General features: G+C 70.8%; 24 protein-coding genes. 9 read left to right on the forward strand and 15 right to left on the reverse strand.

What is annotated here, in order from left to right; translation table 11 throughout:
* From ASH01_RS20005 to ASH01_RS20020, 4 genes are all read right to left on the reverse strand, one after another.
* The gene (locus ASH01_RS20005; protein ID WP_056780250.1) at nucleotides 1-1,686 is read right to left on the reverse strand and encodes a ribonuclease J; all 1,686 of its coding nucleotides are present in this window, start codon (nucleotides 1,684-1,686) and stop codon (nucleotides 1-3) included.
* Nucleotides 1,687-1,752: 66 nt separating this feature from the next.
* Nucleotides 1,753-2,664: a 4-hydroxy-tetrahydrodipicolinate synthase gene (dapA, locus tag ASH01_RS20010; RefSeq protein WP_056780253.1), complete on the reverse strand. Its 912-nt coding sequence runs from the start codon at nucleotides 2,662-2,664 to the stop codon at nucleotides 1,753-1,755.
* Nucleotides 2,665-2,867: 203 nt separating this feature from the next.
* A complete protein-coding gene (locus ASH01_RS20015; protein ID WP_056780256.1) occupies nucleotides 2,868-3,347 on the reverse strand; it encodes a dihydrofolate reductase in 480 nt (159 codons plus the stop codon).
* A gap of 28 nt (nucleotides 3,348-3,375) precedes the next feature.
* Nucleotides 3,376-4,191, reverse strand: coding sequence for a thymidylate synthase (locus tag ASH01_RS20020; RefSeq protein WP_056780260.1), 816 nt, complete (start codon nucleotides 4,189-4,191; stop codon nucleotides 3,376-3,378).
* A gap of 191 nt (nucleotides 4,192-4,382) precedes the next feature.
* Between ASH01_RS20020 and ASH01_RS20025 the strand changes: the two genes are divergently transcribed.
* On the forward strand, nucleotides 4,383-5,333 hold the full coding sequence (locus ASH01_RS20025; RefSeq protein WP_056780262.1) for a type IV toxin-antitoxin system AbiEi family antitoxin domain-containing protein: 951 nt from the start codon (nucleotides 4,383-4,385) through the stop codon (nucleotides 5,331-5,333).
* Between the two features lie 90 nt (nucleotides 5,334-5,423).
* Here the strand turns inward: ASH01_RS20025 and paaE are convergent, their stop codons facing one another.
* Genes paaE through paaA form a run of 5 tightly spaced genes read right to left on the reverse strand, consistent with a single transcriptional unit; the run spans nucleotide 5,424 to nucleotide 9,392 of the window.
* Nucleotides 5,424-6,584 carry a 1,2-phenylacetyl-CoA epoxidase subunit PaaE gene (gene paaE, locus ASH01_RS20030; RefSeq protein ID WP_082620027.1) on the reverse strand — a complete coding sequence of 387 codons (1,161 nt, stop codon included), beginning with the start codon at nucleotides 6,582-6,584 and terminating at the stop codon, nucleotides 5,424-5,426.
* Nucleotides 6,585-7,079, reverse strand: coding sequence for a 1,2-phenylacetyl-CoA epoxidase subunit PaaD (gene paaD / locus ASH01_RS20035; RefSeq protein WP_056780387.1), 495 nt, complete (start codon nucleotides 7,077-7,079; stop codon nucleotides 6,585-6,587). It lies immediately after the preceding gene.
* 11 nt (nucleotides 7,080-7,090) lie between these two features.
* The gene (gene paaC, locus ASH01_RS20040) at nucleotides 7,091-7,990 is read right to left on the reverse strand and encodes a 1,2-phenylacetyl-CoA epoxidase subunit PaaC (RefSeq protein WP_082620028.1); all 900 of its coding nucleotides are present in this window, start codon (nucleotides 7,988-7,990) and stop codon (nucleotides 7,091-7,093) included.
* Entirely contained in the window at nucleotides 7,987-8,328 is a 342-nt protein-coding gene (gene paaB, locus ASH01_RS20045; protein WP_056780265.1) for a 1,2-phenylacetyl-CoA epoxidase subunit PaaB, read from the reverse strand. Before paaB ends, paaC begins: the two co-directional genes overlap by 4 nt.
* Nucleotides 8,325-9,392, reverse strand: a complete 1,068-nt coding sequence (gene paaA, locus ASH01_RS20050; RefSeq protein WP_056780268.1) for a 1,2-phenylacetyl-CoA epoxidase subunit PaaA — start codon at nucleotides 9,390-9,392, stop codon at nucleotides 8,325-8,327. Before paaA ends, paaB begins: the two co-directional genes overlap by 4 nt.
* Before the next feature lie 92 nt (nucleotides 9,393-9,484).
* Here paaA and ASH01_RS20055 point away from each other — a divergent pair, with 92 nt between their 5' ends.
* The 4 genes from ASH01_RS20055 to ASH01_RS20070 all read left to right on the forward strand — a co-directional run bounded on the left by ASH01_RS20055 (nucleotide 9,485) and on the right by ASH01_RS20070 (nucleotide 11,644).
* On the forward strand, nucleotides 9,485-10,246 hold the full coding sequence (locus tag ASH01_RS20055) for a GNAT family N-acetyltransferase (RefSeq protein ID WP_056780271.1): 762 nt from the start codon (nucleotides 9,485-9,487) through the stop codon (nucleotides 10,244-10,246).
* Complete coding sequence (locus ASH01_RS20060; RefSeq protein WP_056780274.1) at nucleotides 10,243-10,932, forward strand: AzlC family ABC transporter permease; 690 nt, start codon at nucleotides 10,243-10,245, stop codon at nucleotides 10,930-10,932. The genes ASH01_RS20055 and ASH01_RS20060 overlap by 4 nt, the downstream gene beginning before the upstream one ends.
* The gene (locus tag ASH01_RS20065) at nucleotides 10,929-11,243 is read left to right on the forward strand and encodes an AzlD domain-containing protein (protein WP_056780276.1); all 315 of its coding nucleotides are present in this window, start codon (nucleotides 10,929-10,931) and stop codon (nucleotides 11,241-11,243) included. The genes ASH01_RS20060 and ASH01_RS20065 overlap by 4 nt, the downstream gene beginning before the upstream one ends.
* Nucleotides 11,244-11,332: 89 nt before the next feature.
* Complete coding sequence (locus ASH01_RS20070) at nucleotides 11,333-11,644, forward strand: hypothetical protein (RefSeq protein WP_200961836.1); 312 nt, start codon at nucleotides 11,333-11,335, stop codon at nucleotides 11,642-11,644.
* 71 nt (nucleotides 11,645-11,715) lie between these two features.
* Here the strand turns inward: ASH01_RS20070 and trhO are convergent, their stop codons facing one another.
* Both trhO and dapB read right to left on the reverse strand, forming a co-directional pair.
* On the reverse strand, nucleotides 11,716-12,579 hold the full coding sequence (trhO, locus tag ASH01_RS20075; RefSeq protein WP_056780279.1) for an oxygen-dependent tRNA uridine(34) hydroxylase TrhO: 864 nt from the start codon (nucleotides 12,577-12,579) through the stop codon (nucleotides 11,716-11,718).
* Between the two features lie 26 nt (nucleotides 12,580-12,605).
* Nucleotides 12,606-13,394, reverse strand: coding sequence for a 4-hydroxy-tetrahydrodipicolinate reductase (gene dapB / locus ASH01_RS20080; protein WP_082620030.1), 789 nt, complete (start codon nucleotides 13,392-13,394; stop codon nucleotides 12,606-12,608).
* A 126-nt stretch (nucleotides 13,395-13,520) separates the two neighbouring features.
* On the opposite strand from dapB, the gene ASH01_RS20085 reads away from it, so the two are divergent.
* On the forward strand, nucleotides 13,521-15,116 hold the full coding sequence (locus tag ASH01_RS20085) for an FG-GAP-like repeat-containing protein (RefSeq protein WP_056780282.1): 1,596 nt from the start codon (nucleotides 13,521-13,523) through the stop codon (nucleotides 15,114-15,116).
* A 163-nt stretch (nucleotides 15,117-15,279) separates the two neighbouring features.
* Here ASH01_RS20085 and ASH01_RS20090 read toward each other — a convergent pair whose 3' ends face one another.
* A complete protein-coding gene (locus ASH01_RS20090; RefSeq protein WP_056780285.1) occupies nucleotides 15,280-17,523 on the reverse strand; it encodes a polyribonucleotide nucleotidyltransferase in 2,244 nt (747 codons plus the stop codon).
* 170 nt (nucleotides 17,524-17,693) lie between these two features.
* Nucleotides 17,694-17,963, reverse strand: a complete 270-nt coding sequence (gene rpsO, locus ASH01_RS20095) for a 30S ribosomal protein S15 (protein WP_020142650.1) — start codon at nucleotides 17,961-17,963, stop codon at nucleotides 17,694-17,696.
* Between the two features lie 262 nt (nucleotides 17,964-18,225).
* Between rpsO and ASH01_RS23495 the strand changes: the two genes are divergently transcribed.
* A complete protein-coding gene (locus ASH01_RS23495; RefSeq protein WP_196805932.1) occupies nucleotides 18,226-18,381 on the forward strand; it encodes a DUF6131 family protein in 156 nt (51 codons plus the stop codon).
* A 171-nt stretch (nucleotides 18,382-18,552) separates the two neighbouring features.
* On the opposite strand, the gene ASH01_RS20100 is transcribed toward ASH01_RS23495, so the two are convergent.
* Both ASH01_RS20100 and lpdA read right to left on the reverse strand, forming a co-directional pair.
* Nucleotides 18,553-19,182, reverse strand: coding sequence for a hypothetical protein (locus ASH01_RS20100; RefSeq protein WP_156415682.1), 630 nt, complete (start codon nucleotides 19,180-19,182; stop codon nucleotides 18,553-18,555).
* Between the two features lie 185 nt (nucleotides 19,183-19,367).
* Nucleotides 19,368-20,765, reverse strand: a complete 1,398-nt coding sequence (gene lpdA, locus ASH01_RS20105; RefSeq protein WP_056780291.1) for a dihydrolipoyl dehydrogenase — start codon at nucleotides 20,763-20,765, stop codon at nucleotides 19,368-19,370.
* Nucleotides 20,766-20,940: 175 nt separating this feature from the next.
* On the opposite strand from lpdA, the gene ASH01_RS20110 reads away from it, so the two are divergent.
* Both ASH01_RS20110 and mctP read left to right on the forward strand, forming a co-directional pair.
* On the forward strand, nucleotides 20,941-21,243 hold the full coding sequence (locus ASH01_RS20110; RefSeq protein WP_200959030.1) for a DUF3311 domain-containing protein: 303 nt from the start codon (nucleotides 20,941-20,943) through the stop codon (nucleotides 21,241-21,243).
* A complete protein-coding gene (gene mctP / locus ASH01_RS20115) occupies nucleotides 21,240-22,937 on the forward strand; it encodes a monocarboxylate uptake permease MctP (protein ID WP_056780294.1) in 1,698 nt (565 codons plus the stop codon). The genes ASH01_RS20110 and mctP overlap by 4 nt, the downstream gene beginning before the upstream one ends.
* Nucleotides 22,938-23,145 lie beyond the last annotated feature (208 nt).

Below are 23,145 nucleotides of genomic sequence, written 5' to 3' on the forward strand. Positions count from 1 at the left end.
TCAGGCCTGCAGCACGACCGGGATGATCATCGGCCGGCGGCGGATCTTGCCACCGACCCACGAGCCGACCGCGCGCCGGATGACCTGCTGGAGCTGCTGGTCGTCGCGGACACCCTTGGCGACGGCCTCCTCGATGGCCCGCTCGACCTTGGGGATGACCTGCTGGAAGATCTCGTCGTCCTCGACGAACCCGCGGGCCGTGATCTCCGGGCCGCTCGCGATCTTGCCGGTGGCCGCGTCGAGCACGACGACGCAGGTGATGAAACCCTCGTCGCGCAGGATCCGACGGTCCTTGAGCAGCGCCTCGTCGGCGCCGCCCACGCTGCTGCCGTCGACGTAGACGTAGCCGCACTCGACGACACCGGTCACCTCGGCGACCCCGTTGACGAGGTCGACGACGACGCCGTCCTCGGCGAGCACGACGTTGTCCTCGTGGACGCCGGAGGCGATGGCGAGCTGGGCGTTGGCATACATGTGCCGCCACTCGCCGTGCACGGGAAGGACGTTGCGCGGCTTGACGATGTTGTAGCAGTAGAGCAGCTCGCCCGCGCTGGCGTGGCCCGAGACGTGCACCTTGGCATTGCCCTTGTGCACGACGTTGGCGCCGAGGCGCATGAGGCCGTTGATGATGCGGTAGACGGCGTTCTCGTTGCCGGGGATGAGGCTGCTCGCGAGCAGCACCGTGTCGCCGGGGCCGACGTCGATGCGGTGCTCGCGGTTCGCCATCCGCGAGAGGGCCGCCATCGGCTCGCCCTGGGAGCCGGTGCAGATGAGGACGAGCTCGTCGTCGCGCAGGCTGTCGATCTTCTTGATGTCGATGAGGATGCCGTCGGGCACGCGGAGGTAGCCGAGCTCGGCGGCGATGCCCATGTTGCGCACCATCGAGCGCCCGACCATGGCGACCTTGCGGCCGGCCTTCTCCGCGGCGTCGAGCACCTGCTGCACGCGGTGCACGTGGCTGCTGAAGCAGGCGACGATGACGCGGCGCTGGGCGTGACGGAAGACCTTGTCGATGGCCGGAGCGATCTCGAGCTCGGGCGTCGTGAAGCCGGGGACATCGGCGTTCGTCGAGTCGGTGAGGAAGAGGTCGACGCCCTCCTCGCCGAGACGGGCGAAGGCACGCAGGTCGGTGAGGCGACCGTCGAGCGGCAGCTGGTCCATCTTGAAGTCGCCGGTGTGCAGCAGCGTGCCGGCCTCGGTGCGCACGAAGACGGCGAGCGCATCGGGGATCGAGTGGTTGACCGCGACGAACTCGAGGTCGAAGACGCCGAGCTTCTCGCGCTGGCCCTCCTTGACGGCCATGGAGTACGGACGGACCCGGTGCTCCTTGAGCTTGGCCTCGACGAGCGCCAGGGTCAGGGTCGAGCCGATGATCGGGATGTCGCCCTTGAGCTTGAGCAGGTAGGGCACGGCGCCGATGTGGTCCTCGTGGCCGTGGGTGAGGACGATGGCCTCGATGTCGTCGAGCCGGTCGGCGATGTAGGTGAAGTCCGGCAGGATGAGGTCGACTCCGGGGTGGTGGTCCTCGGGGAAGAGCACGCCGCAGTCGATGACGAGCAGCTTGCCCTTCGTCTCCAGCACGGCCATGTTGCGGCCGACCTCGCCGAGCCCTCCGAGCGCGACGACCCTCAGGCCGTTGTCGGGGAGGGCTGGCGGCGTGGTCAGCTCGGGGTGGGGGTGGCTCACAGGTGTCCTGTCATTCGGTGGTGCTGCCGGGCCGTCGAGGGCTCCGGTCAGAGGTCAGCGGGGCGGTCATCCGACCGCCGGGTGGGCCGCGGTGGCGGCGAGAGCGGCGAGAGCGGCCCGGACGAGGGCGGTCTGCTCCTCGTCGGCGGGCACGAGCGGCAGCCGCACGGCCGTCGACTCGATGATGCCCTGCTCGGCGAGGCCGGCCTTGGCCATGATGGCGCCCTGGGTGACGTTCATGACGGCGTTGACGATCGGGGTGAGGCGTCGGTGCACGGCTCGGGCGTCGTCCCAGCGCCCGTCGACGACGGCGTCGGCCATCTCCCGGTAGGCCGCCGGGGCCACCTGGGACGTGACGCCGACGAAGCCGACGGCCCCGTTGAGGAAGTGGCCGAGGTTCATGGCGTCGTCGCCGGAGTACCAGTCGAGGCCCGTCTCCTGCATCATCTCGCTCGCGAACCAGAGGTCGCCGCGGGCGTCCTTCACGGCGGCGATGCGGTCGTGCTCGGCGATGCGCAGGTAGGTCTCGCGCGCGATGGCGATGCCCGAGCGGCCGGGGATGTCGTAGACCATGACGGGCAGGTCGCTCGCGTCGGCGAGGGCCGTGAAGTGGGCGACGAGGCCGGCCTGCGGTGGCTTGTTGTAGTACGGCGTCACGGCGAGCACCGCGTCGGCGCCGGCCTTCTGCGCGTGGCGCACCGCCTCGACGCTCTTGGCGGTGTCGTTGCTGCCGGCGCCCGCGATGACGACGCAGCGGTCGCCGACGGCCTCGATGACGGCGCGGAGCAGCTCGTCCTTCTCGTCGGACGAGGTGGTGGGCGACTCGCCGGTCGTGCCCGAGACGACGAGGCCGTCGTGACCAGCGTCGACGAGGTGGGCCGCGACCCGCTGCGCGGCGTCGAGGTCGATCGAGCCATCGGGCCGCATGGGCGTGACCATCGCCGAGAGAACACGTCCGAGGGCGGGTGCGTCAGCCATGAGGCCAAGGTTAGCGCCCGGGCCCTCGCTCACGACGCCACGCCCACGCCGGAGACCCGGGCCGGTTCGCCGCGGGCACGAGAGAGGCGAGGCACTACTCGCTCGGGGGTCCGAGTAGTGCCTCGCCACCTCCTATATCGGCGGGTTCGCCCGGGCGTTACAGCCCGATCCGGGCTTTCTTTCGAGTGATCGCGTATGCCGTGTCAGCCGCGCCGCTCGTAGGTGACCCAGGCGAAACCGGGCTGCTCGTCGCGGGCGGTCTCGGTCCAGACGGCCGGGTCGATGGCCGGGAAGGTGACCGGGCCCTCCGGGGACTGGTCGACGTCCGTCACGAGGAGGCGGACGGCATACGCCATCGCCTGTCGGTAGATCTCTCCCCCGCCGACGACGAAGACCTGCTCGGCCTCGGCCACGAGCGCGAGCGCCTCGGGGAGGGAGTGCGCGACCTCGACGCCGGGAGCGCTCCAGTCGCGCTGGCGGGTGACGACGACGCTGCGCCGGCCGGGGAGCGCGCCCATCGAGTCGAACGTGCGGCGGCCCATGACCATCGGGTGGCCCATCGTCGTGCGCTTGAAGAACTTGAGGTCCTCGGACAGGTGCCACGGCATCGTCAGCCCGTCACCGATGACGCCGTTGCGTCCGACGGCGGCGATCATCGTCACGTTCGGCAGCGCGGTGGTCATGGCGCCAAGGCTCCCAGACCCGGGCCGCTCAGACGGCGATGGGGGCCCTGATGCCCGGATCGGCGACGTAGTCGACGAGCTCGAAGTCGTCGAGGTCGAAGTCGTCGATGTTCGTCTTGCCCGGCGTGATGCGCATCGTCGGGAGCGCGTGCGGGGTGCGGGTCAGCTGCAGGCGGGCCTGGTCGAGGTGGTTGAGGTAGAGGTGCGCGTCGCCGAGCGTGTGCACGAACTCCCCCGGCTCGAGGTCGGTCAGCTGGGCGACCATCTGCGTCAGCAGGGCGTAGCTCGCGATGTTGAACGGCACGCCGAGGAAGATGTCGGCGCTGCGCTGGTAGAGCTGGCACGAGAGGCGCCGGCGGCCGTCGGGTCCAGGCGGCGAGACGTAGAACTGGAACATCGTGTGGCACGGCGGCAGGGCCATGTCGTCGACGTCGGCGACGTTCCAGGCCGAGACGATGAGGCGGCGACTGTCGGGGTTGGTGCGGATCTGCTCGATGACCTTGGCGATCTGGTCGACGCGTCGGCCGTCGGGCGTGGGCCACGATCGCCACTGGTAACCGTAGATCGGGCCGAGGTCGCCCGTGGCGGGGTCGGCCCACTCGTCCCAGATCGAGATCCCCCGCTCCTGGAGCCAGCGCACGTTGGTGTCGCCGCGCAGGAACCACAGCAGCTCGCCGATGATCGAGCGCAGGTGCAGCTTCTTCGTCGTCACGGCCGGGAAGCCGTCGGCGAGGTCGAAGCGCATCTGGTGGCCGAACACGCTGAGCGTGCCCGTGCCCGTCCGGTCGGACTTCTCCTGACCGTGGGTCAGGACGTGGTCGAGGAGATCGAGGTACTGCCGCACGATCCGCAGCCTAACCCGTAGGCCCTGCAGCGGCCCGACGCCGTGCCGCCACCCGCTGTCCGAGCGCGTACGTGTGCAGGAGGCGCCCCGTGCAGGGCCGCCGGCGCACACGGAGCCCTTGCCTGCAGGGCGTCGGCTGAGGCTGTGGATGGGCTACGCACCGGAGGCTCCTGCGCCGACAGGCTCATGTCATGGATCCTCTGCTCGCGGCCCGCATCCGGGGACAGTCGGGCCTCGTGACGCGCGAACAGGCTCTGGCGGCGGGACTGACCGAGAAGGCGATCCGCTGGAGGGTTCACTCAGGTCGGTGGACCGTGGTGCACCCGCGCGTGTTCCTCACCGAGCCGGGCCGGTCTGGTTGGGACCTGAGGGCCGTCGCCGCCCTGCTGCACGTGGGTCGGCCGGCGGCGCTGCACGGCGTCAGCGCAGGCCACGCCTGGACGCTGCTCAACCGCCCGGATGACCCGATCGAGGTCGTCGTTCCGCTCGGGCGGTCGGGACGCGCGCGCGACGGCATCACGATGGTGCGGAGCCGGCACTTCGACGAACGCCTGGACCCCACTGCGTGGCCGCATCGGGTCACGGCCGCGCACACCGTCTTCGACCTCTGCGCCGGCCAGACCCTCGATCGTTCGGTGGCCGTGATGGCCAAGGCGCAGCAGCTGCGCCTCTGCACACCGGAGCAGCTCCTCCGTGCCCTCGCAGCGCGGCCGCGGCAGCCGCGGCGGAGGATGTTGCTCGAAGCCCTCGGTGAGGTCCGAGACGGCGTCGAGAGTGCAGCGGAGTATCGCTACGTTCGCGACGTCGAGCGTGCGCACCGGCTCCCCGTCGGACGGCGGCAGGCACCCGCTGCCGGACAACGACACCGGGACAGCGCCTACGACGAGGTGAAGGTCGTCGTGGAGGTGGACGGTCGACTCGGGCACGAGGGCTGGGCCGCCCAGTCCGTCGACCGGCGGCGAGACCTCGACGGCGCGGTCGCGGGCTGGCTGACCGTCCGCCCCACATGGCTCGAGGTCGCTCATGCACCGTGCGGGCTCGCGGCCGACCTCGACGCGATCTTCAGGGACCGGGGGTGGGCCGGCAGGGCCGAGCCCTGCCACCTCCCAGCGTGCCTCGTCACCCGGCAAAGGCTCGGATGACGGTCGTCAACCCGACTCCGTGTGCAGATGCAGCCCTCAGAAGGGCAGCGAATGCACACGGACCCGCGCTGGCAGGCGGCCCCGCCGCGGTCAGGCGTCGTAGTCGAGGCTGACCTCGTCGGTGACCGGGTGGCTCTGGCAGGCGAGCACGATGCCGGCTGCCACCTCCTCGGGTTCGAGCGCGTAGTTGCGGTCCATCCGGACCTCGCCCGAGACGAGCCGGGCACGACAGGTGCCGCACACGCCGCCCGTGCACGAGTAGGGCGCGTCGGGCCGGGCGCGCAGGGTCGCGTCGAGGATCGTCTCCTCGCGGCTCGGCATCGGGATGACCGTCGTGCGGCCGTCGAGGTTCACCGTGACCGTGGCCTCGGGCGGTGCGCCGGCGTCGACGACGACCTTGCGCCTCGGCTCCGTGCCGTCGTCGACGTGGAAGATCTCGTGGTGGATGTGCCGCGGGTCGACGCCGCGCCCGGTGAGCAGCGCCTCGGCGCCGGTGACCATGCCGAACGGCCCGCAGAGGTACCACTCGTCGACGGATCCGACCGGCAGCAGCGTGCCGAAGATCGCCTCGAGCCGCTCGCTGTCGAGCCGCCCGTGGAAGAGCTCGACGTCCTGGGCCTCCCGGGACAGGACGTTGACGAGGTGGAAGCGCCCCGGGAAGCGGTTCTTGAGGTCCTCGAGCTCCTCGAGGAACATGATCGAGCTGGTGCGCCGGTTGCCGAAGAGCAGCGTCGCGCGCGACCCGGGCTCCTCCTCCAGCGCCGTGGTCAGCAGCGAGATGACGGGCGTGATGCCCGAGCCGGCCGCGATCGCGACGTGATGGCGTATGCCGTCCGGCCGGGTCGGGCACGTGAAGGACCCCTGCGGGGTCATGACGTCGACGACGGCGCCGGGCGAGACGCCGTCGTTGAGCCAGTTCGACATACGACCCTCGGGCACGCGCGCGGCCGCGACCCGCAGGCTGCGCCCGGCCGGGTCGGTCCGACGTGACTGGCAGATCGAGTAGGACTGGCGCACGTCCTCACCGCGGATCTCGGCGCGGAGCGTCAGGTGCTGGCCGGCCTCGAAGACGAACTCGTCGACGAGGTCCTCGGGCACGGCGAAGGTGACGGCGACGGCCTCGTCGGTGAGGCGCTCGACCGACGAGACGGTCAGCGGGTGGAAACGCGCGCGGTGTCGGGCGCTCGTGGCCTGGGCAGGGGCCGGGTCCGCGGCGGGGTCGGCTGCGGTCGGGGTGGAGACGTCGGTCATTCAGATGGCCTTGAACTCGTCGAAGGGCTCGAGGCACGCGTTGCAGCGGCGCAGGGCCTTGCACGCGGTCGAGCCGAAGTGGGCGATCTCGGTCGTGTCGGCGGAGCCGCAGCGGGGGCAGGCGACGACGTGGCGGCTCAGGGTCACGGCCACGGGACCGTGCGGCTCCCCCACCGGCACCGCGCCGGGGGGCGCGATCCCGAAGCGCAGCAGTGCCGCTCGCCCGTCGTCGCTCATCCAGTCGGTCGTCCACGCCGGCGACAGCTGCGTGCGGACGTCGGCGGCATACCCCTGACGTGCGGCCTCGAAGACGATGCGTGACGCGATCGCCTCCATGGCGGGGCACCCGCTGTAGGTCGGGGTGATCGTCACGGCGACGGTGTGCGCCTGCTCGTCGACGTCGACGTCTCGCAGGATGCCGAGGTCGGCGATGCTGATGACGGGCACCTCGGGGTCAGGGATGCGCGAGATCGCCTCTGCGACAGCGGACTCCATGGCCACGGCGGTCACCACGTCGCGCCGGGATGCGACCGTGCGATGTGTTGCATCTCGGCCAGGAGCGAGCCCATGGGACGCGAGTGGATGCCGGCACGACCTCCGCGCGAGCGCCACCGCGAGCCGTCGGGCAGCGTCAGGGTCCCCTGCTCGACGACGCGCGCGACCCGGGCCACGACGGCGTCATGGAGGGTCGAGGGCAGCACGCCGACCTCGAGGTCGGCCGCGAGCACCGAGGCCTCGTCGTCGTCGAAGAGCTCGGCGAGATGCGGCAGCACGCGCTCGAGCGCCGCCTGCATGCGTCGGTGGGACTCTGCGGTGCCGTCGCCGAGGCGCACGACCCAGAGCGAGGCGTGGTCGAGGTGGTAGCGGACCTCCTTGAGGGCCTTGCCCGCGACGCCCGCCACGACGTCATCGCCCGAGCCGGTCAGGGCCGTGTGCAGCTCGACCTGGTAGGCGGAGAACCAGAGCAGCCGGGCCATCTCGTCGGCGAAGTCACCGCGCTCCTGCTCGACGAGGTGGACGTTGTGCCACTCCCGCTCGTCGCGCTGCATGGCGTAGTCGTCCTCGCCGCGACCGGTGCCGTCGATGGAGCCGATGTAGGGGTAGAGCCCACGCGCCTGACCGAGGAGATCGAGCGCGATGTTCCCCAGCGCCATGTCCTCCTCGATCTGCGGCGCGTTCGTCATCCACTCGCCGAGGCGCTGGGCGTAGACCATGGCGTCGTCGGCGAGCCCGAGGAGGTAGGCGGCGTACGGCTTGGCCCCGGGGGCGGCGCCGGTGTTCTCGGCGGCGCCGGGCAGGGACTCACGCTGCGCGGACTCCGAGGCAGAGCTCACGGCGCCGGTGACCGGCTCGGTGACCGGCGTGGTGCCGGTGTCGGTCGAGGGCGAGCTGGCTGAGGTGCTCACAGGTACTCGACATCCTCGGGCACGTCGTAGAAGGTCGGGTGCCGGTAGATCTTGTCGCCGGCCGGGTCGAAGAAGGAGTCCTTCTCGGACGGGCTGCTCGCGGTGACGTCGTCGGCCTTGACGACCCAGATCGAGACACCCTCCTGGCGGCGGGTGTAGACGTCGCGGGCGTTGCGCAGCGCGAGCTCGGCGTCGGGCGCGTGGAGCGAGCCGACGTGCACGTGCGACAGTCCGCGCTTGCCGCGAACGAACACCTCCCAGAGGGGCCAGCTGCGCTCCCCCTGGGCAGGCTCGGACGGGGCCCCGGCACCGGTGGTCGGGGTGGTGGCTCCGCTCACGCGGCACTCTCCTTCTGCTGCTGCTCCCGCTCGCGGGCGGCCTGCTTGGTGGCGTACGCGTTGGCGGCCTCGCGCACCCAGGCACCTTCGTCGTGGGCCCGGCGGCGGTGCTCGATGCGCTCGGCGTTGCACGGGCCGTCGCCGCGCAGCACCTGCCAGAACTCGTCCCAGTCGATCTGGCCGAAGTCCCAGTGGCCGCGCTCCTCGTTCCAGCGCAGGTCGGGGTCGGGCAGGGTGAGGCCGAGCTTCTGGGCCTGCGGGACGGTCATGTCGACGAACTTCTGGCGGAGGTCGTCGTTGCTGAACCGCTTGATGCCCCAGGCCATCGACTGCTCGGTGTGGCCACCCTTGGCAGCGTCACCGGTGTCGGGCGGACCGAACATCGCGAGCGCCGGCCACCACCAGCGGTCGGCGGCGTCCTGGGCCATCGCCTTCTGGGACTCGGTGCCGCGCATGAGGTTCCAGAGGATCTCGAAGCCCTGCCGCTGGTGGAAGGACTCCTCCTTGCACACGCGGATCATGGCGCGGGCGTACGGGCCGTAGGAGCACCGGCACAGCGGCACCTGGTTCATGATCGCCGCACCGTCGACGAGCCAGCCGATGGCGCCGCAGTCGGCCCACGTCAGCGTCGGGTAGTTGAAGATCGAGGAGTACTTCTGCTTGCCGTCGTGGAGCCGCTCGAGCAGCTCCTGCCGGTCGATGCCGAGCGTCTCGGCCGCGGAGTAGAGGTAGAGCCCGTGGCCGGCCTCGTCCTGCACCTTGGCGATGAGGATGGCCTTGCGGCGCAGCGACGGGGCGCGCGTGATCCAGTTGCCCTCGGGCTGCATGCCGATGATCTCGGAGTGCGCGTGCTGGGCGATCTGGCGGATCAGCGTCTCGCGGTACTCGTCCGGCATCGCGTCGCGGGGCTCGATGCGCTGGTCGGCCGCGAGCAGCGCGTCGAAGTCGCCACCGACGGTGTCCCGCCCGCCCCGCTGGTCCTCGTGCTCGGCCGCCGCGTCGTAGGCGCCGGTCTCGGCCGCGTTCAGCGGTTCGTTCGGGTCGATGACGTCATTGCCATACATGAGTCCAGTATGCGAGATGCAGCCGAGGGCGTCCAAAGCCGGGGTGCACCGGGGTGGACATCGGGCGCGTCCACGCCTGAGAGGATGCCGGGGTGGCACACGAGGACGCGAACGCACATCAGCACGGGCACGACCACGGACCCGACGACGGACACGACCACGCGCACGACCGCGGACCCGTCGCCGACGCGTCGGTCCGGGTCGCTCGCGGCTCCGACGCCCCCGCGGTGGGCCTCGTGCAGGCCGTCGTGTTCCGGGAGGCGTATGCCGCCGCGCTCGCTCCCGAGGTGCTCGCCACGTTCGAGCCCCGGGCGTTCGCGAACGCCTGGCGTGCCACGCTCGAGGGCGAGCGGTCCGGGGACGGCGTGCTTCTCGTGGCGTGTGCGGGCGAGCAGGTCGTCGGCTTCGCCGCCGTCGGCGCGTCCGACGACGCGGACACCGATGCCGGCACCGCCGAGCTGATCGTGCTCGGGGTCCACCCCGACGCACGTCGTCAGGGGCACGGCTCGCGCCTGCTGCACGCGGTCGTCGACACGGCCCGGGCACGTGGCCGCTCCGCGCTCGCCGCGTGGCTGCTCGCCTCGGACGACGCGACCCGCGGGTTCCTCACGGCTGCCGGGATGGTGGCCGACGGGGCGCACCGCCAGCGCGTCGTCTCACCGGACGGCAACACGGCGGGTGAGGTCCGCCTGTCCGCGCTCCTCGCCGACGACTCCGACGCCGCCGACGCGGCCGACGCGGCCGACGCGGCCGACGCCGCCCCCGTGCCCGCGCCCGCCGAGGACTCCGCAGCAACCTCCGCCGACGACAGAGCACCGGCCGCCGACGACGTCAGGGCCCCGGAGGGCCCGTGACCGCGACGGCCGACCCGGGCCCACGACGGGACGTCGTGCGCCAGAGCCTGTCGGTCGGGGTCGCCACCGGCGCCTACGGCATCAGCTTCGGCGCCCTCGCCGTCGCGGCCGGCCTCGACACGTGGCAGGCGATGGCGCTCTCCCTGCTGATGTTCACCGGCGGCTCGCAGTTCGCCTTCGTCGGCATCATCGCGAACGGTCTCCACGCCGCACCCGCGGCGATTGCTGCCTCGTCGATGCTCGGCGTCCGCAACGGCCGCTACGCCCTCGAGCTGACGCACGTGCTCGGTGTCCGTGGCACCCGCCGGGTCGCGGCCGCCCACCTGACCATCGACGAGTCGACCGCGGTCGCCGTGGCGCAGGACGACGAGCGCACGTCGCGGCTGGGCTTCTGGCTCACCGGCCTCACGGTCTTCGCCCTCTGGAACCTCAGCACCCTCGCCGGGGCCCTCGTCGGCGGTCACGTCGGCGACCCGCGCACGTACGGCCTCGACGCCGCGGCGTGCGCCGCGTTCACCGCCCTGCTCTGGCCGCGGCTGCGGGACCGCGACGCGGTGGCCGTCGCCGTCGTCGGCGCCGTCGTTGCGGTGCTGCTGTCGCCGACCATGCCACCCGGCATACCCGTCGTGGCGGCAGCCGCGGCCTCGCTGCTCGCGTGGCGCACCCCGAGGAGGGAGCAGGCGTGAGCCTCTGGACCGCCGTCCTCGTCTCGGCCGCGATCGCCTTCGGGCTCAAGCTCGCCGGGCACCTCGTGCCTGCGCACCTGCTCGACGCGCCACGGGTCCGCCGCATCACGGCCGCCCTGCCGATCGCGCTGCTCGCCGCCCTCGTCGCGACGCAGGCGTTCACCCGTTCCGACGGGTCGTTCGTCCTCGACGCCAGGGCCGCTGCCGTCGGGGTCGCCGTCGTCGTGCTCCTGCTGCGCGCGCCGTTCATCGTCGTCGTCGTGCTCGGCGCCGCCACCGCCGCCCTCCTGCGCGCCGTCGGCTGGGCCTGACCCGTGGCCGACGCGGACGACGTGCGACGACTGGCCCTCGCGCTGCCCGGCGTCGAGGAGATCGCCAGCGCGCGGGCTTCGACTTCCGGGTGGGCGGCCACGGCTTCGTCTGGTCCTATCCCGAGCGCGTCCCCGGACAGCGGCGCGTCATCCGCACCGACGTCGCCGTGCTCTACGTCGGAGACGAGGCCGAGAAGCAGGCCCTGGTCCTCGGCGAGCCGGACCTCTTCTTCACGACTTCCGCCTACGACGGCTCTCCGCTCGTCATGGTCCGGCTCGAGCGCGTGGACACCGACCGGCTCGACGAGCTCGTGACGGACGCGTGGCGCATGCGAGCACCCTCGGACCTGGTCGCCGAGGCCGACCTCGGCACTGACGGCACGGGCCATCAGAACGCCTGATCCGAGGCGGGGCGCAGCACCCCCGCACGGCGGTGCCGGGACCGGCCGGGTTGCCATGTCCCGCAGGACGCTCAGGCGTGGGCGTCGCAGACCGGCTGGAGCGGACGACCCGGCAGGTCCTCGCGGTTGTGCATCCGGCTCGTCGGCGTCCCGCAGACGTGGCACGCGGCGAGGTGGACGGCCTCGTCGCTGAACCCGACGCTCATCCGCTCGTCGAAGACGTAGAGGTGGCCCTCCCAGAGGCCGCGGTCACCCCGCTCCTCGCCGTAGCGCACGATCCCGCCGTCGAGCTGGTAGACCTCCTCGAAGCCCCGCGAGCGCATGAGGCTGGTCAGCACCTCGCAGCGGATGCCGCCCGTGCAGTAGGTGACGACGGGGCGACCCTTGAGCTCGTCCCACCGGCCGGCGTCGAGCTCGCGCACGAAGTCGCTCGTGTGGCGGATGCCGGGCACGACGGCTCCACGGAAGCGCCCCACCTCTGCCTCCACGGCGTTGCGCCCGTCGAAGAGCACGACGTCGTCGCCGCGCTCGGCCACGAGGGCGTCGAGCTCGGCCGGGCGCAGCCGAGTGCCTCCCCCGACGATGCCCTGCTCGTCGACGACGACCTCGTCGGGCACGCCGAACGACACGATCTCCTCGCGCGCCTTGACGACGAGCCGCGGGAAGTCGAGGCTGCGGCCCTCGGCGTCGAGCCCGGTGCCGTCGCTCCACCGGACGTCGACGTCATGGAAGGGCGCATACTCCCTCGTCTTGCGTACGTACGTCTTGAGCACGGAGACATCGCCACCCACCGTCGCGTTGATCCCGTGGCGCGAGAGCAGGATCCGCCCGCGCAGGCCGAGTCCCTCGCAGAGGTCACGCTGCCAGAGGCGGAGCGCGTCGGGGTCGACGAGCGGCCGGAACGCGTAGAAGAGGACGACCTTGGGGATGGCCATGTCGGTCTCGTCGGCTGCGCGGCGGCTCAGTCGAGACCGAGGTAGTGCTCGAGCCCGACCGTCAGGCCGGGGTGGTCGGCGACCGCGCGCACCGCTGCGATGACACCCGGCATGAAGCTGCCGCGGTCGAAGGAGTCGTGTCGCAGCGTCAGCATCTCCCCCGCATTGCCGAGCAGCACCTCCTGGTGCGCCGTGAGACCGCGCAGCCGTACGGAGTGCACGGGTATGCCGTCCACCCGGGCGCCGCGGGCACCGTCGGGGTCGTGGGTCGTCGCGTCGGGCACCGGCGAGCAGCCGGCATCGGACCGCGCCCGGCCGATCATCACCGCGGTGCGCGCGGCGGTGCCGGACGGCGCATCGACCTTCGCCGGGTGGTGCAGCTCGATGACCTCGACGGACTCGAAGAAGGGAGCAGCCTTGGCGGAGAACGACATCATGAGCAGCGCGCCGATGGCGAAGTTCGGCGCGATGAGGACGCCGACCCCGGCACCCGACGAGGCCGGGGGTGCGTCGGCGAGCTGGCCGCGGAGCGCCTCGAGACGTGCGTCGTCCCAGCCGGTCGTGCCGACGACGACGTGGACCCCGTGCTCGACGCAGTGGGCGACGTTGGCGGGTGAGGCCGCGGGGACGGTCAGCTCGATGGCGACCTCGGCCCCACCGAGGTCACCGAGGTCGTCGCCCGAGCCGTACGCACCGACGAGGGTCAGACCGGCGGCGCCCTCGACGGCACGCACCGCCTCCGACCCCATCCGGCCGCTCGCACCGATGACGGCGACCTTGGTGTCGCGGGACGGCTGGCCTGTCGTGTCGCTCACGCGGCCAGCCTAACGAGCCCACGGAGGCGCGCGACGCGGCACACGGCATACGGACTCGTGCGTCACGAAGCCGTGCTGGGAGTCGGCTGTGCGGCGCACACTGGAAGGGATCGAGGAAGTGGTCGCATGTCCGTCCGTCCGCGCAGCAGCACCGTCGTGGGCCGGCTCCGTCGCCTGGCCCTGGCCCCTCTCGCGGCCATCGGGCTCATCATCGGTCTCCTCGTCGCGCCCAGCGCCCAGGCAGCGGTCCTCCTCGGGCACGACATCTCGTGGCCGCAGTGCCCCTCGACGTTCCCGCCGACGTCCACGCAGTTCCTCGTCATCGGCCTGACGAACGGCCTGCCGTTCACGGAGAACCCTTGCGTCGCAACGCAAGCCGCCTGGGCAAGGGACCACGCGAAGCCGACCCACGCATACACCATGGCGGGCTTCCCGACGGCCGCGCAGCTGACGACCTACGGCGGCAGCGGCCCGTGGTCGTCCTCGACGCGCGCCGGGCGCCTCAGCAACGTCGGCTACGCCGAGGCGACGTATGCCGTCGCGACCGTGCACGACGTGCCCGGCTGGGCACCGCGGATGGTCTGGGTCGACGTCGAGCCGAGGGCCGCCCAGCCCTGGCCCACGTCGACCACCGTGCAGCGCCTCGAGAACCGCTACGTCGTCGAGGGCATCATGCGTGGTCTGCGGGCCGCGGGCTTCTCCTACGGCGTCTACTCCAACGCCTCGGGGTGGCAGTCGATCACTGGCTCGTGGTGGCTGCCCGGCGTCCCCGTGTGGGCGACGGCCGGCACCCTCGACCACCCGACCGAGGCGCTCGAGCGGTGCACCCAGCCGAGCTTCTCGGGCGGCAAGGTCTACCTCGCCCAGTGGTGGGACGCCACGTGGGACTACGACCGCACGTGCGACCCGTACGCCTTCACGCGCCTTCCCGTGGCGCCGGCGTCGCTGTCGGGTGGCACCGGTGACTTCAACGGCGACTGGAACAACGACGTGCTGGCGCGCTGGACCGCGACCGCGGCTCTCAAGCTCTACGCCGGCACGGGCACGGGGAGCCTGGGCCTCGGCGCCCAGGTCGGCACCGGCTGGGGTGGCATGTCCGCTCTGGAGACCCCGGGCGACCTCAGCGGGGACGGCGCGCAGGACGTGCTCGCCCGGGAGACGTCGACCGGCGACCTCTGGACGTACAAGGGCAACGGGTCGGGCGGTTGGCGTCTCCCCCGCGTGCGCGTCGGGACCGGCTGGCAGGTGATGAACGCCATCGTCGGGGTCGGTGACCTCACCGGCGACAGCCGGATGGACATCGTGGCCCGGCGGGCCACGACCGGCGAGCTCTACCTCTACCCCGGCACCGGTAGCAGCGGCTGGAAGGCCCGGTCGAGCCTCGGCACCGGCTGGAACCGCTACAACGTCCTCGTCGGTCCGGGTGACCTCACCGGAGACGGCCGACCCGACCTCCTGGCCCGGGAGCCGTCGACCGGCATCCTCTGGCTCATGCCCGGGGCCGGCGCCGGCACGCTGGGCACCCGCGTGCGGGTCGGCACGGGCTGGAACGGCATGACGGCGATCATGAGCCCCGGCGACCTGAACGGCGACCGTGTGCCTGACGTGCTGGCCCGCGACACGAGCGGGCGGCTGTGGCTCTACCCGCGGACCGCCGCGGGTGGCTGGAGCCCGCGTGTGCTCGTCAGCACCGGCTGGAACATCGTCAACGCGATCTTCTGACCCGACGGGTCAACCGACAGGACGCTGCGCTCCGGACCGGGGTCTTGGCCCCGACCGGCGCCTGCATCCTGTTGCTCGACCCGTCGCCGAGACGACGGAGCGGCCCGCCACCCCCTGAGGGGTGACGGGCCGCTTCGTGACCAGGAACGGTCGACCGGTTCGGTCAGGCGTCGGCAGACTCCGTGGCCGGCGCGTCGGCCTCGGCGGCCGAGTCACCGTTGTCGCCCTCGGCGAGAACCGCAGCGAGGCTGAGCTTGCCGCGCGGGTCGATCTCCTTGAGCTCGACCTGGACCTTCTGGCCGACCTTGACGACGTCGTCGACGCTGTCGATCCGCTTGCCGCCGACGAGCTTGCGCACCTCGGAGATGTGCAGCAGGCCGTCCTTGCCGGGCAGCAGCGAGACGAACGCGCCGAACGTCGTCGTCTTGACGACGGTGCCGAGGAAGCGCTCGCCGACCTCGGGCATCTGCGGGTTCGCGATGGCGTTGATCGCCGCGCGAGCCGCCTCGGCCGAGGGGCCGTCGACCGCACCGATGAACACGGTGCCGTCGTCCTCGATCGAGATGTCGGCGCCCGTGTCGTCCTGGATCTGGTTGATCATCTTGCCCTTCGGGCCGATGACCTCACCGATCTTGTCGACGGGGACCTTCACCGTGATGATGCGCGGGGCGTACGGGCTCATCTCGTCGGGCACGTCGATGGCCTCGGCCATGACGTCGAGGATGTGCAGACGCGCGTCGCGGGCCTGGGTCAGCGCGCCGGCGAGGACCGACGCGGGGATGCCGTCGAGCTTCGTGTCGAGCTGGATGGCCGTGACGAACTCCTTGGTGCCGGCGACCTTGAAGTCCATGTCGCCGAAGGCGTCCTCGGCACCGAGGATGTCGGTGAGCGCGGCGTACTGCGTCTCACCGTCGACGGTGTCGGACACGAGGCCCATCGCGATGCCGGCGACCGGGGCGCGCAGCGGCACACCGGCGTTGAGCAGCGACAGGGTCGAGGCACAGACCGAGCCCATCGAGGTCGAGCCGTTGGAGCTCAGCGCCTCGGAGACCTGGCGGATGGCGTACGGGAACTCCTCGCGGGTCGGCAGGACCGGCATGAGCGCACGCTCGGCCAAGGCGCCGTGACCGATCTCGCGGCGCTTCGGCGAACCGACGCGGCCGGTCTCACCGGTGCTGTAGGGCGGGAAGTTGTAGTTGTGCATGTAGCGACGGCGCGTGACGGGCGACAGGGTGTCGACCATCTGCTCCATCTTGAGCATGTTGAGCGTCGTGACACCCATGATCTGGGTCTCGCCACGCTCGAAGATCGCCGAGCCGTGCACGCGCGGCAGGACCTCGACCTCGGCGCCCAGGGCGCGGATGTCGGCGAGGCCACGGCCGTCGATGCGGACCTTGTCGCGCAGGATGCGCTGGCGGATGAGCTTCTTCTGCACGGAGCGGAAGGCGGCCGAGACCTCCTTGTCACGCCCCTCGAACTGCTCGGCGAGCTGCGCCTTGACGGCGGCCTTGATCTCGTCGAGGCGCTCCTCGCGCTCCTGCTTGCCCGCGATGGTGAGGGCAGCGGTCGTGTCGGCCTCGATGGCGGACTCGACGGCGGCGTACACGTCGTCCTCGTAGTCGAGGAAGATCGGGAAGTCCTGGACCGGCTTGGCGGCCGCGGCAGCGAGCTCGGCCTGGGCGTCGCACAGGACCTTGATGAACTTCTTGGAGGCCTCGAGGCCCTCGGCCACGACCTCCTCGGTCGGCGCCTGCTTGCCCTGGTTCTTGACGAGGTCCCACGTCGACTCGGTGGACTCGGCCTCGACCATCATGATGGCGACGTCGTCACCGACGACACGACCGGCGACGACCATGTCGAAGACCGAGCGCTCGATGTCGGAGAAGTTCGGGAAGGCGACCCACTGGCCGTCGATGAGCGAGACGCGCACGCCACCGATCGGACCCGAGAACGGGAGGCCGGAGATCTGCGTCGAGGCGCTGGCCGCGTTGATGGCGAGCACGTCGTACTGGTGGTCGGGGTTCAGCGAGAACACCGAGATGACGACCTGGACCTCGTTGCGCAGACCCTTCTTGAAGGTCGGGCGCAACGGGCGGTCGATGAGGCGGCAGGTGAGGATGGCCTCGGTCGAGGGACGGCCCTCACGACGGAAGAAGCTGCCCGGGATCTTGCCGATGGCGTACATGCGCTCTTCGACGTCGACGGTCAGCGGGAAGAAGTCGAACTGGTCCTTCGGCTGCTTGCCGGCCGACGTCGTCGACAGGAGCATCGTGTCGTCGTCGAGGTAGGCCGTGACGGCGCCGCCGGCCTGACGGGCCAGGCGGCCGGTCTCGAACCGGACCGTGCGGGTGCCGAAGCTGCCGTTGTCGATGACGGCCTCGGCGAAGGTGATGTCTGGACCCTCCATGTGGGCCCTCGCTTTCTTTTTCTCATGTGCCCGCGCACATCGTCGTTGTGTGCGTGGTTTCCTTCTTCGGGCCGGCTGGCCCTGGTGCGGCGGACGACGGGCGTCGCCCGCCTGCACCTACGACGAAAGGCGGTCTCCGCAGGACGCGGTGACCGCCTTTCGTCACGAACTCATCGACGCAGGCCGAGTCGCTTGATCAGCGAACGGTAGCGCTCGATGTCGGTCGCCTCGAGGTAGCGCAGCATGCGCTTGCGGCGGCCGACCAGCAGGAGGAGACCACGACGGCTGTGGTGGTCGTGCTTGTGGGCCCGAGCGTGCTCGGTCAGGTCCTTGATGCGCTGCGTCAGCATCGCGATCTGGACCTCGGGAGAGCCGGTGTCGCCCTCGACCGTGGCGTACTCGGTCATGATCTGCTTCTTCACGTCAGCGTCCAAAGGCATGGATGAACCGACTCCTTCTCATCTCGTTGCGCGGTGCTCCAGGGCATGTCCACCTGGGCGCTATCGAATCCGCGGCCGTTCGACGGCGTCTCCAAGCGTAACAGCGGGGTACCTGCCGCCCTAATCGAGCCTCGGAGAGCGGGCCGCACGACCCTCCGGAGCGCGTGACCGTTTCGTGACCGTCCCCGTGTTGGGTGGGCCCGGCCCGCGGGTACGACAGAGATTGCTCGGGGAAAACCTCTTGAAGGAGACAAGCGACACCATGATCGTTCTCGGACTCATCCTGCTGCTCATTGGCATCTTCGCCAAGATCAGCATCCTGACCACGATCGGCATCATTCTTGTCGTCGTGGGCGCGGTGCTCTTCATCCTCGGCGCGTCGGGTCGCGCCATCGGTGGCCGGAAGCACTGGTACTGATCGGTCGCACCACCAGCTGGAACCAGACGCCCCCGCGGACTTCCGCGGGGGCGTCTTGCATCCCCGGCCGGCACCGGGCGTATGCCGTGCAGGCCGGGTCGAGTGCCCTGCGCCACGGTCGTATGCCGTCCGCCCCGGCCGCGCCCCACGACCCACCCGTCCGGCGGGCGTTCAGGACGTCCGCAGCCGCTCGAGGGTGACGCGGACCGCCCGCTCGGTGCTCGTGGCCGACCACGCACCCCCGTCGAGGGCCACCCAGACAACCCGGTCCGACTCCGTGACGAGCAGGGTGCGCACGGGATCGGCGCCGACGAGGCTCTCCTGGCTCGCCACGAAACCGGTGACGCCGCCGAGCGTGCCGGACCTTCCGCCCCCGCACCGGCGCATTGCGTCCTCGAGGTGCGCCCGGGTCACGGCGAGGCGTGAGTCACCCTGGCGGAAGCGCAGACTGACGTAGCCGACCGAGAGCGAGCCCTTGCCGGCGTCGGAGGATGCAGCCACCCGGGCCCCGGCGAAACCCGACAGCACGCGGTCGGCACCGGTCCACCCGAGCAGCTCCTCGTTCGTCGAGCTCGACCACGCGAAGACCGGCAGGCCGCAGTCGGGTTCCGGCGCAGGCACCGCGGGGCAGGGCTCGCCGGGGCGAGCCCGCACCTCGGTCGCTCGCCCGCCCGTCACGGAGGCTCCCGGCCACAGGTCGGCGGCCCGTACCGGCAGGCTGGCGCCGCGGTCGGTCCCGGCAGCGCAGGCCGAGTCCTCCGGGACGGCGGTCATGTCGTCGCCGAGCGTCGGTGTTCCCATCGCAGGGTCGCCCTGCTGGACCCCCGGTGGGGTGCCGAACCACGCGCCGGTCGGGCCGCGTTGCGCCTGTGTCGGATCCGTCGTGCAGGCGGTCGTCCCGAGACAGAGCGCGAGGGCACCCCCCACGAACGGGAGTGCCCTCGCGAGCCGGCCGGACGGCATACGCACGCCTGTCCGGACGATGCTCAGAAGTTGATCATGTGGCCGGCGATGCCGTGGACGGCCTCCTTGACGGCCTCGCCGAGCGTCGGGTGCGCGAAGACCGTGCGCGACACCTCGTCGGCGGTGAGGTCCCACGTCTGCGCGAGGTTGAGGACCGGGAGCAGCTCGGTGACGTCGGGACCGATCATCGCCGCGCCGAGGATCTCGTTGTGCTCCGCGTCGGCGATGACCTTGACGAAGCCGACGGGCTCACCGAGGCCCATCGCCTTGCCGTTGGCCGAGAAGGGGAACGTCGCCGTCTTGACGTCGTGGCCGGCCTCCTTGGCCTGCGCCTCCGACAGACCCATCGAGCCGATCTGCGGCTGGCAGAAGGTCGCGCGCGGGATGAAGGCGAAGTCGATGGCCATGGTCTCGACGCCGGCGATCGTCTCGGCGGCGACGATGCCCATGGCCTCGGCGACGTGGGCGAGCATGAGCTTGGCCGTCACGTCACCGATCGCGTAGACGTTGGGGACGTTGGTGCGACCGTACTCGTCGATGGCGATGGCGCCGCGCTCGGTGAGCTCCACGCCCGTGGCCTCGAGGCCGAAGCCCTCGGTGCGCGGCGCGAAGCCGATGGCCGACAGCAGGCGGTCGGCCTCGAGGACCTGCTGGTCGCCGCCGGCCGCCGGGCTGACCGTGACCCTGACGCCGGAGCCGGTGTCCTCGACGGACTCGACCTTGGTGCCGAGCATGACCTTCACGCCGAGCTTCTTGTAGTGCTTGAGCAGCTCCTTGGACACGTCGGCGTCCTCGGTGGGGACCATGCGGTCGAGGAACTCGACGATCGTCACGTCGACGCCGAAGTTCTTCATGACGTAGGCGAACTCGACGCCGATGGCGCCGGACCCGGCGATGATGATCGAGCCGGGCAGCTCGGGGTCGAGGATCTGCTCCTCGTAGGTGACGACGTTCTTGCTGACCTCGACGCCGGGGATCATGCGAGTGACCGATCCGGTCGCGAGGACGAGGTTGTCGAACGTGATCGAGCGCTTCTCGCCGGAGTTGAGGGCGACGTCCATCGAGGACGCCGACGTCAGCGTGCCCCAGCCGTCGATCTCCTCGATCTTGTTCTTCTTCATGAGGAAGTGGACGCCCCTGACGATGCCCTCCGAGACCTTGCGGCTGCGGGCGTGCGTCGGGCCGAAGCTCATCGTGGCGTCGCCCTCGATGCCGTACTTCGCCTTGTCATGGGTCAGCGTGTGCGCGAGCTCGGCGTTCTTAAGCAGGGCCTTGCTCGGGATGCAGCCGACGTTGAGGCAGACGCCGCCCCAGTACTGCTTCTCCACGACGGCGACCTTCTTGCCGAGCTGGGACGCGCGGATCGCCGCGACGTAGCCACCAGGACCGGCACCGAGCACAACGACATCGAAATCAGCCATGGCCACAGCCTATCCGTGAGCGAGAGCGCAACGAGACGGCGTCCGCCCGCACATCACGATCTGCACAGAACTGCGCAATTCACTGTGTCGCAGAGCACATGGGCCGCCGTGGCGAGAGTAAGTTTCCGCGACGCACGGCCGCACTCGTCCGGCCCGACCAACGGAGGTCACCCGCGTGAGCACCACTCCGCACCGTCACGAGGCGCCACCGGCGAACAAGGGTCTGCTGGCCCTCGCCGGCGTGCTCCTCGCCATCCCCATCGTCGCCCTGCTCCTCGTCGGCACCTACGCCAAGGACGAGCCGCGCGTGTTCGGGTTCCCCTTCTTCATCTGGTACCAGTTCGTCTGGGTGGTCCTCTGCTCGGCGCTGACCTACACCGCCTACCGCATCGTGCTGAAGGCACGCCCGCACGTGCCGATGAGCCGTGAGGGCGACTCCTTCGACGACGACATCACCCGAGAGGACGGCCTCCGATGACCGCCATCGCACCCTCCCTCGCCCCGGCCGTCGCGCCCGCGGCTGACACCGGTGGTGTCAACGGCGTCGCCCTCACCGTCCTCATCTTCTTCTTCGTCATCGTCGCCGGGGCCGGCTTCTGGGCCGCCCGCTGGCGTCGCCCGGAGAGCATGGAGAGCCTCGAGGAGTGGGGCCTGGGCGGTCGCTCGTTCGGCACCTGGATCACGTGGTTCCTGCTCGGCGGCGACCTCTACACGGCCTACACGTTCGTCGCCGTCCCGGCCGCGATGTGGGCCTTCGGCGCCGTCAACGGGTTCTTCGCCGTGCCGTACACGATCATCCTGTACCCCATCATCTTCGTCTTCATGTCGCGCCTCTGGTCGGTGTCGCACCGTCACGGCTACGTGACGCCCGCCGACTTCGTCGAGGGCCGCTCCGGGTCCAGGGTCCTGTCCCTCGCGGTCGCCGTCACCGGGTTCCTCGCGACGATGCCCTACATCGCCCTCCAGCTCGTCGGCATCCAGGCCGTCCTCGAGGTCGCGGGCGTCGGCGGCGGCAACAACTGGGTCGCCAAGGACCTGCCGCTCTTCATCGCGTTCCTCGTCCTCGCGCTCTACACCTACACCTCGGGGCTGCGCGCACCGGCGATCATCGCGTTCGTCAAGGACATCCTCATCTACCTCGTCATCATCGTCGCGGTCATCTACCTTCCCTCGAAGGTCGGCGGCTGGGGCCACGTGTTCGACTCCGCCAAGGAGAAGATGACGACGACCACCAACCCGGCGACGGGCAACCCCAACGTCTTCATCCCGGGCCCCAAGGCCTACTGGGCCTACGGCACGCTCGCCCTCGGCTCGGCACTGGCGCTGTTCATGTATCCCCACTCGATCACGGCGACGCTGTCGGCCAAGAGCCGCAACACGATCCGCAAGAACGCCTCGATCCTGCCGGCCTACTCCTTCCTGCTCGGCCTGCTGGCCCTGCTCGGCTGGGTGGCCATCGCAGCCGGCACGAAGCCCGTCGGCCTCGATGGCAAGGTCAACGGGCAGCTGGTCATCCCCCAGCTCTTCGAGGACATGTTCCCGTCGTGGTTCGCGGGCGTGGCGTTCGCGGCGATCGCCATCGGCGCGCTCGTCCCGGCGGCGATCATGTCGATCGCGGCGGCCAACACCTTCACGCGCAACATCTACAAGGCGTGGATCAAGCCCGACGCGACCGTGCAGCAGGAAGCCAAGGTCAGCAAGCTCACCTCGCTCGTCGTCAAGGCGTTCGCGCTGATCTTCGTGCTCACCCTCGACAAGAGCAACGCGATCAACTTCCAGCTCCTCGGCGGCATCTGGATCCTCCAGACGTTCCCCGCCCTCGTGTTCTACCTCTACACGCGGTGGTTCCACCGGTGGGCACTGCTCGCCGGCTGGGCGGTGGGGATGGTCTACGGCACGGTGGCCGCGTACAACGTGACGAACAAGGCCACCGGTGCACCGTTCGCGGGCTCGGTCGCGAACATGCCGCTCATCGGCCAGCTCGGCTACATCGCGGTGACCGCCTTCGCGATCAACGTCGTCGTCGCCGCGATCCTCACGCTGGTGCTCCGGGCCGCCAAGGCGCCGGAGGGCAAGGACGCGACGATCCCGGCCGACTACTTCGCCGAGGCCGGTGACCCCCGCGTCGAGAAGCTGCCCGTCGGACCCCACGAGCTGACGCCGTCCGCCTGACGCGCCAGCGCACGTATGCCGCAGGGCCGGGTCCGCAAGGACCCGGCCCTCCGCGCGTCGCGACTCCCCACGCCGCGCCGTCGAGTGAGCGCGCAACCACACTCGAGTGAGGGCGGTCTCAGATCGTCTGCGCAACACGGATGTCGTGTGAGGCGGGACGATGACTGCAGGGCTGAGGCGGTATTCGTGGGGTCAGCGGGAGCAGGCG

It is taken from the genome of Terrabacter sp. Soil811 (genome assembly GCF_001429655.1).
Lineage (GTDB): Bacteria > Actinomycetota > Actinomycetes > Actinomycetales > Dermatophilaceae > Terrabacter.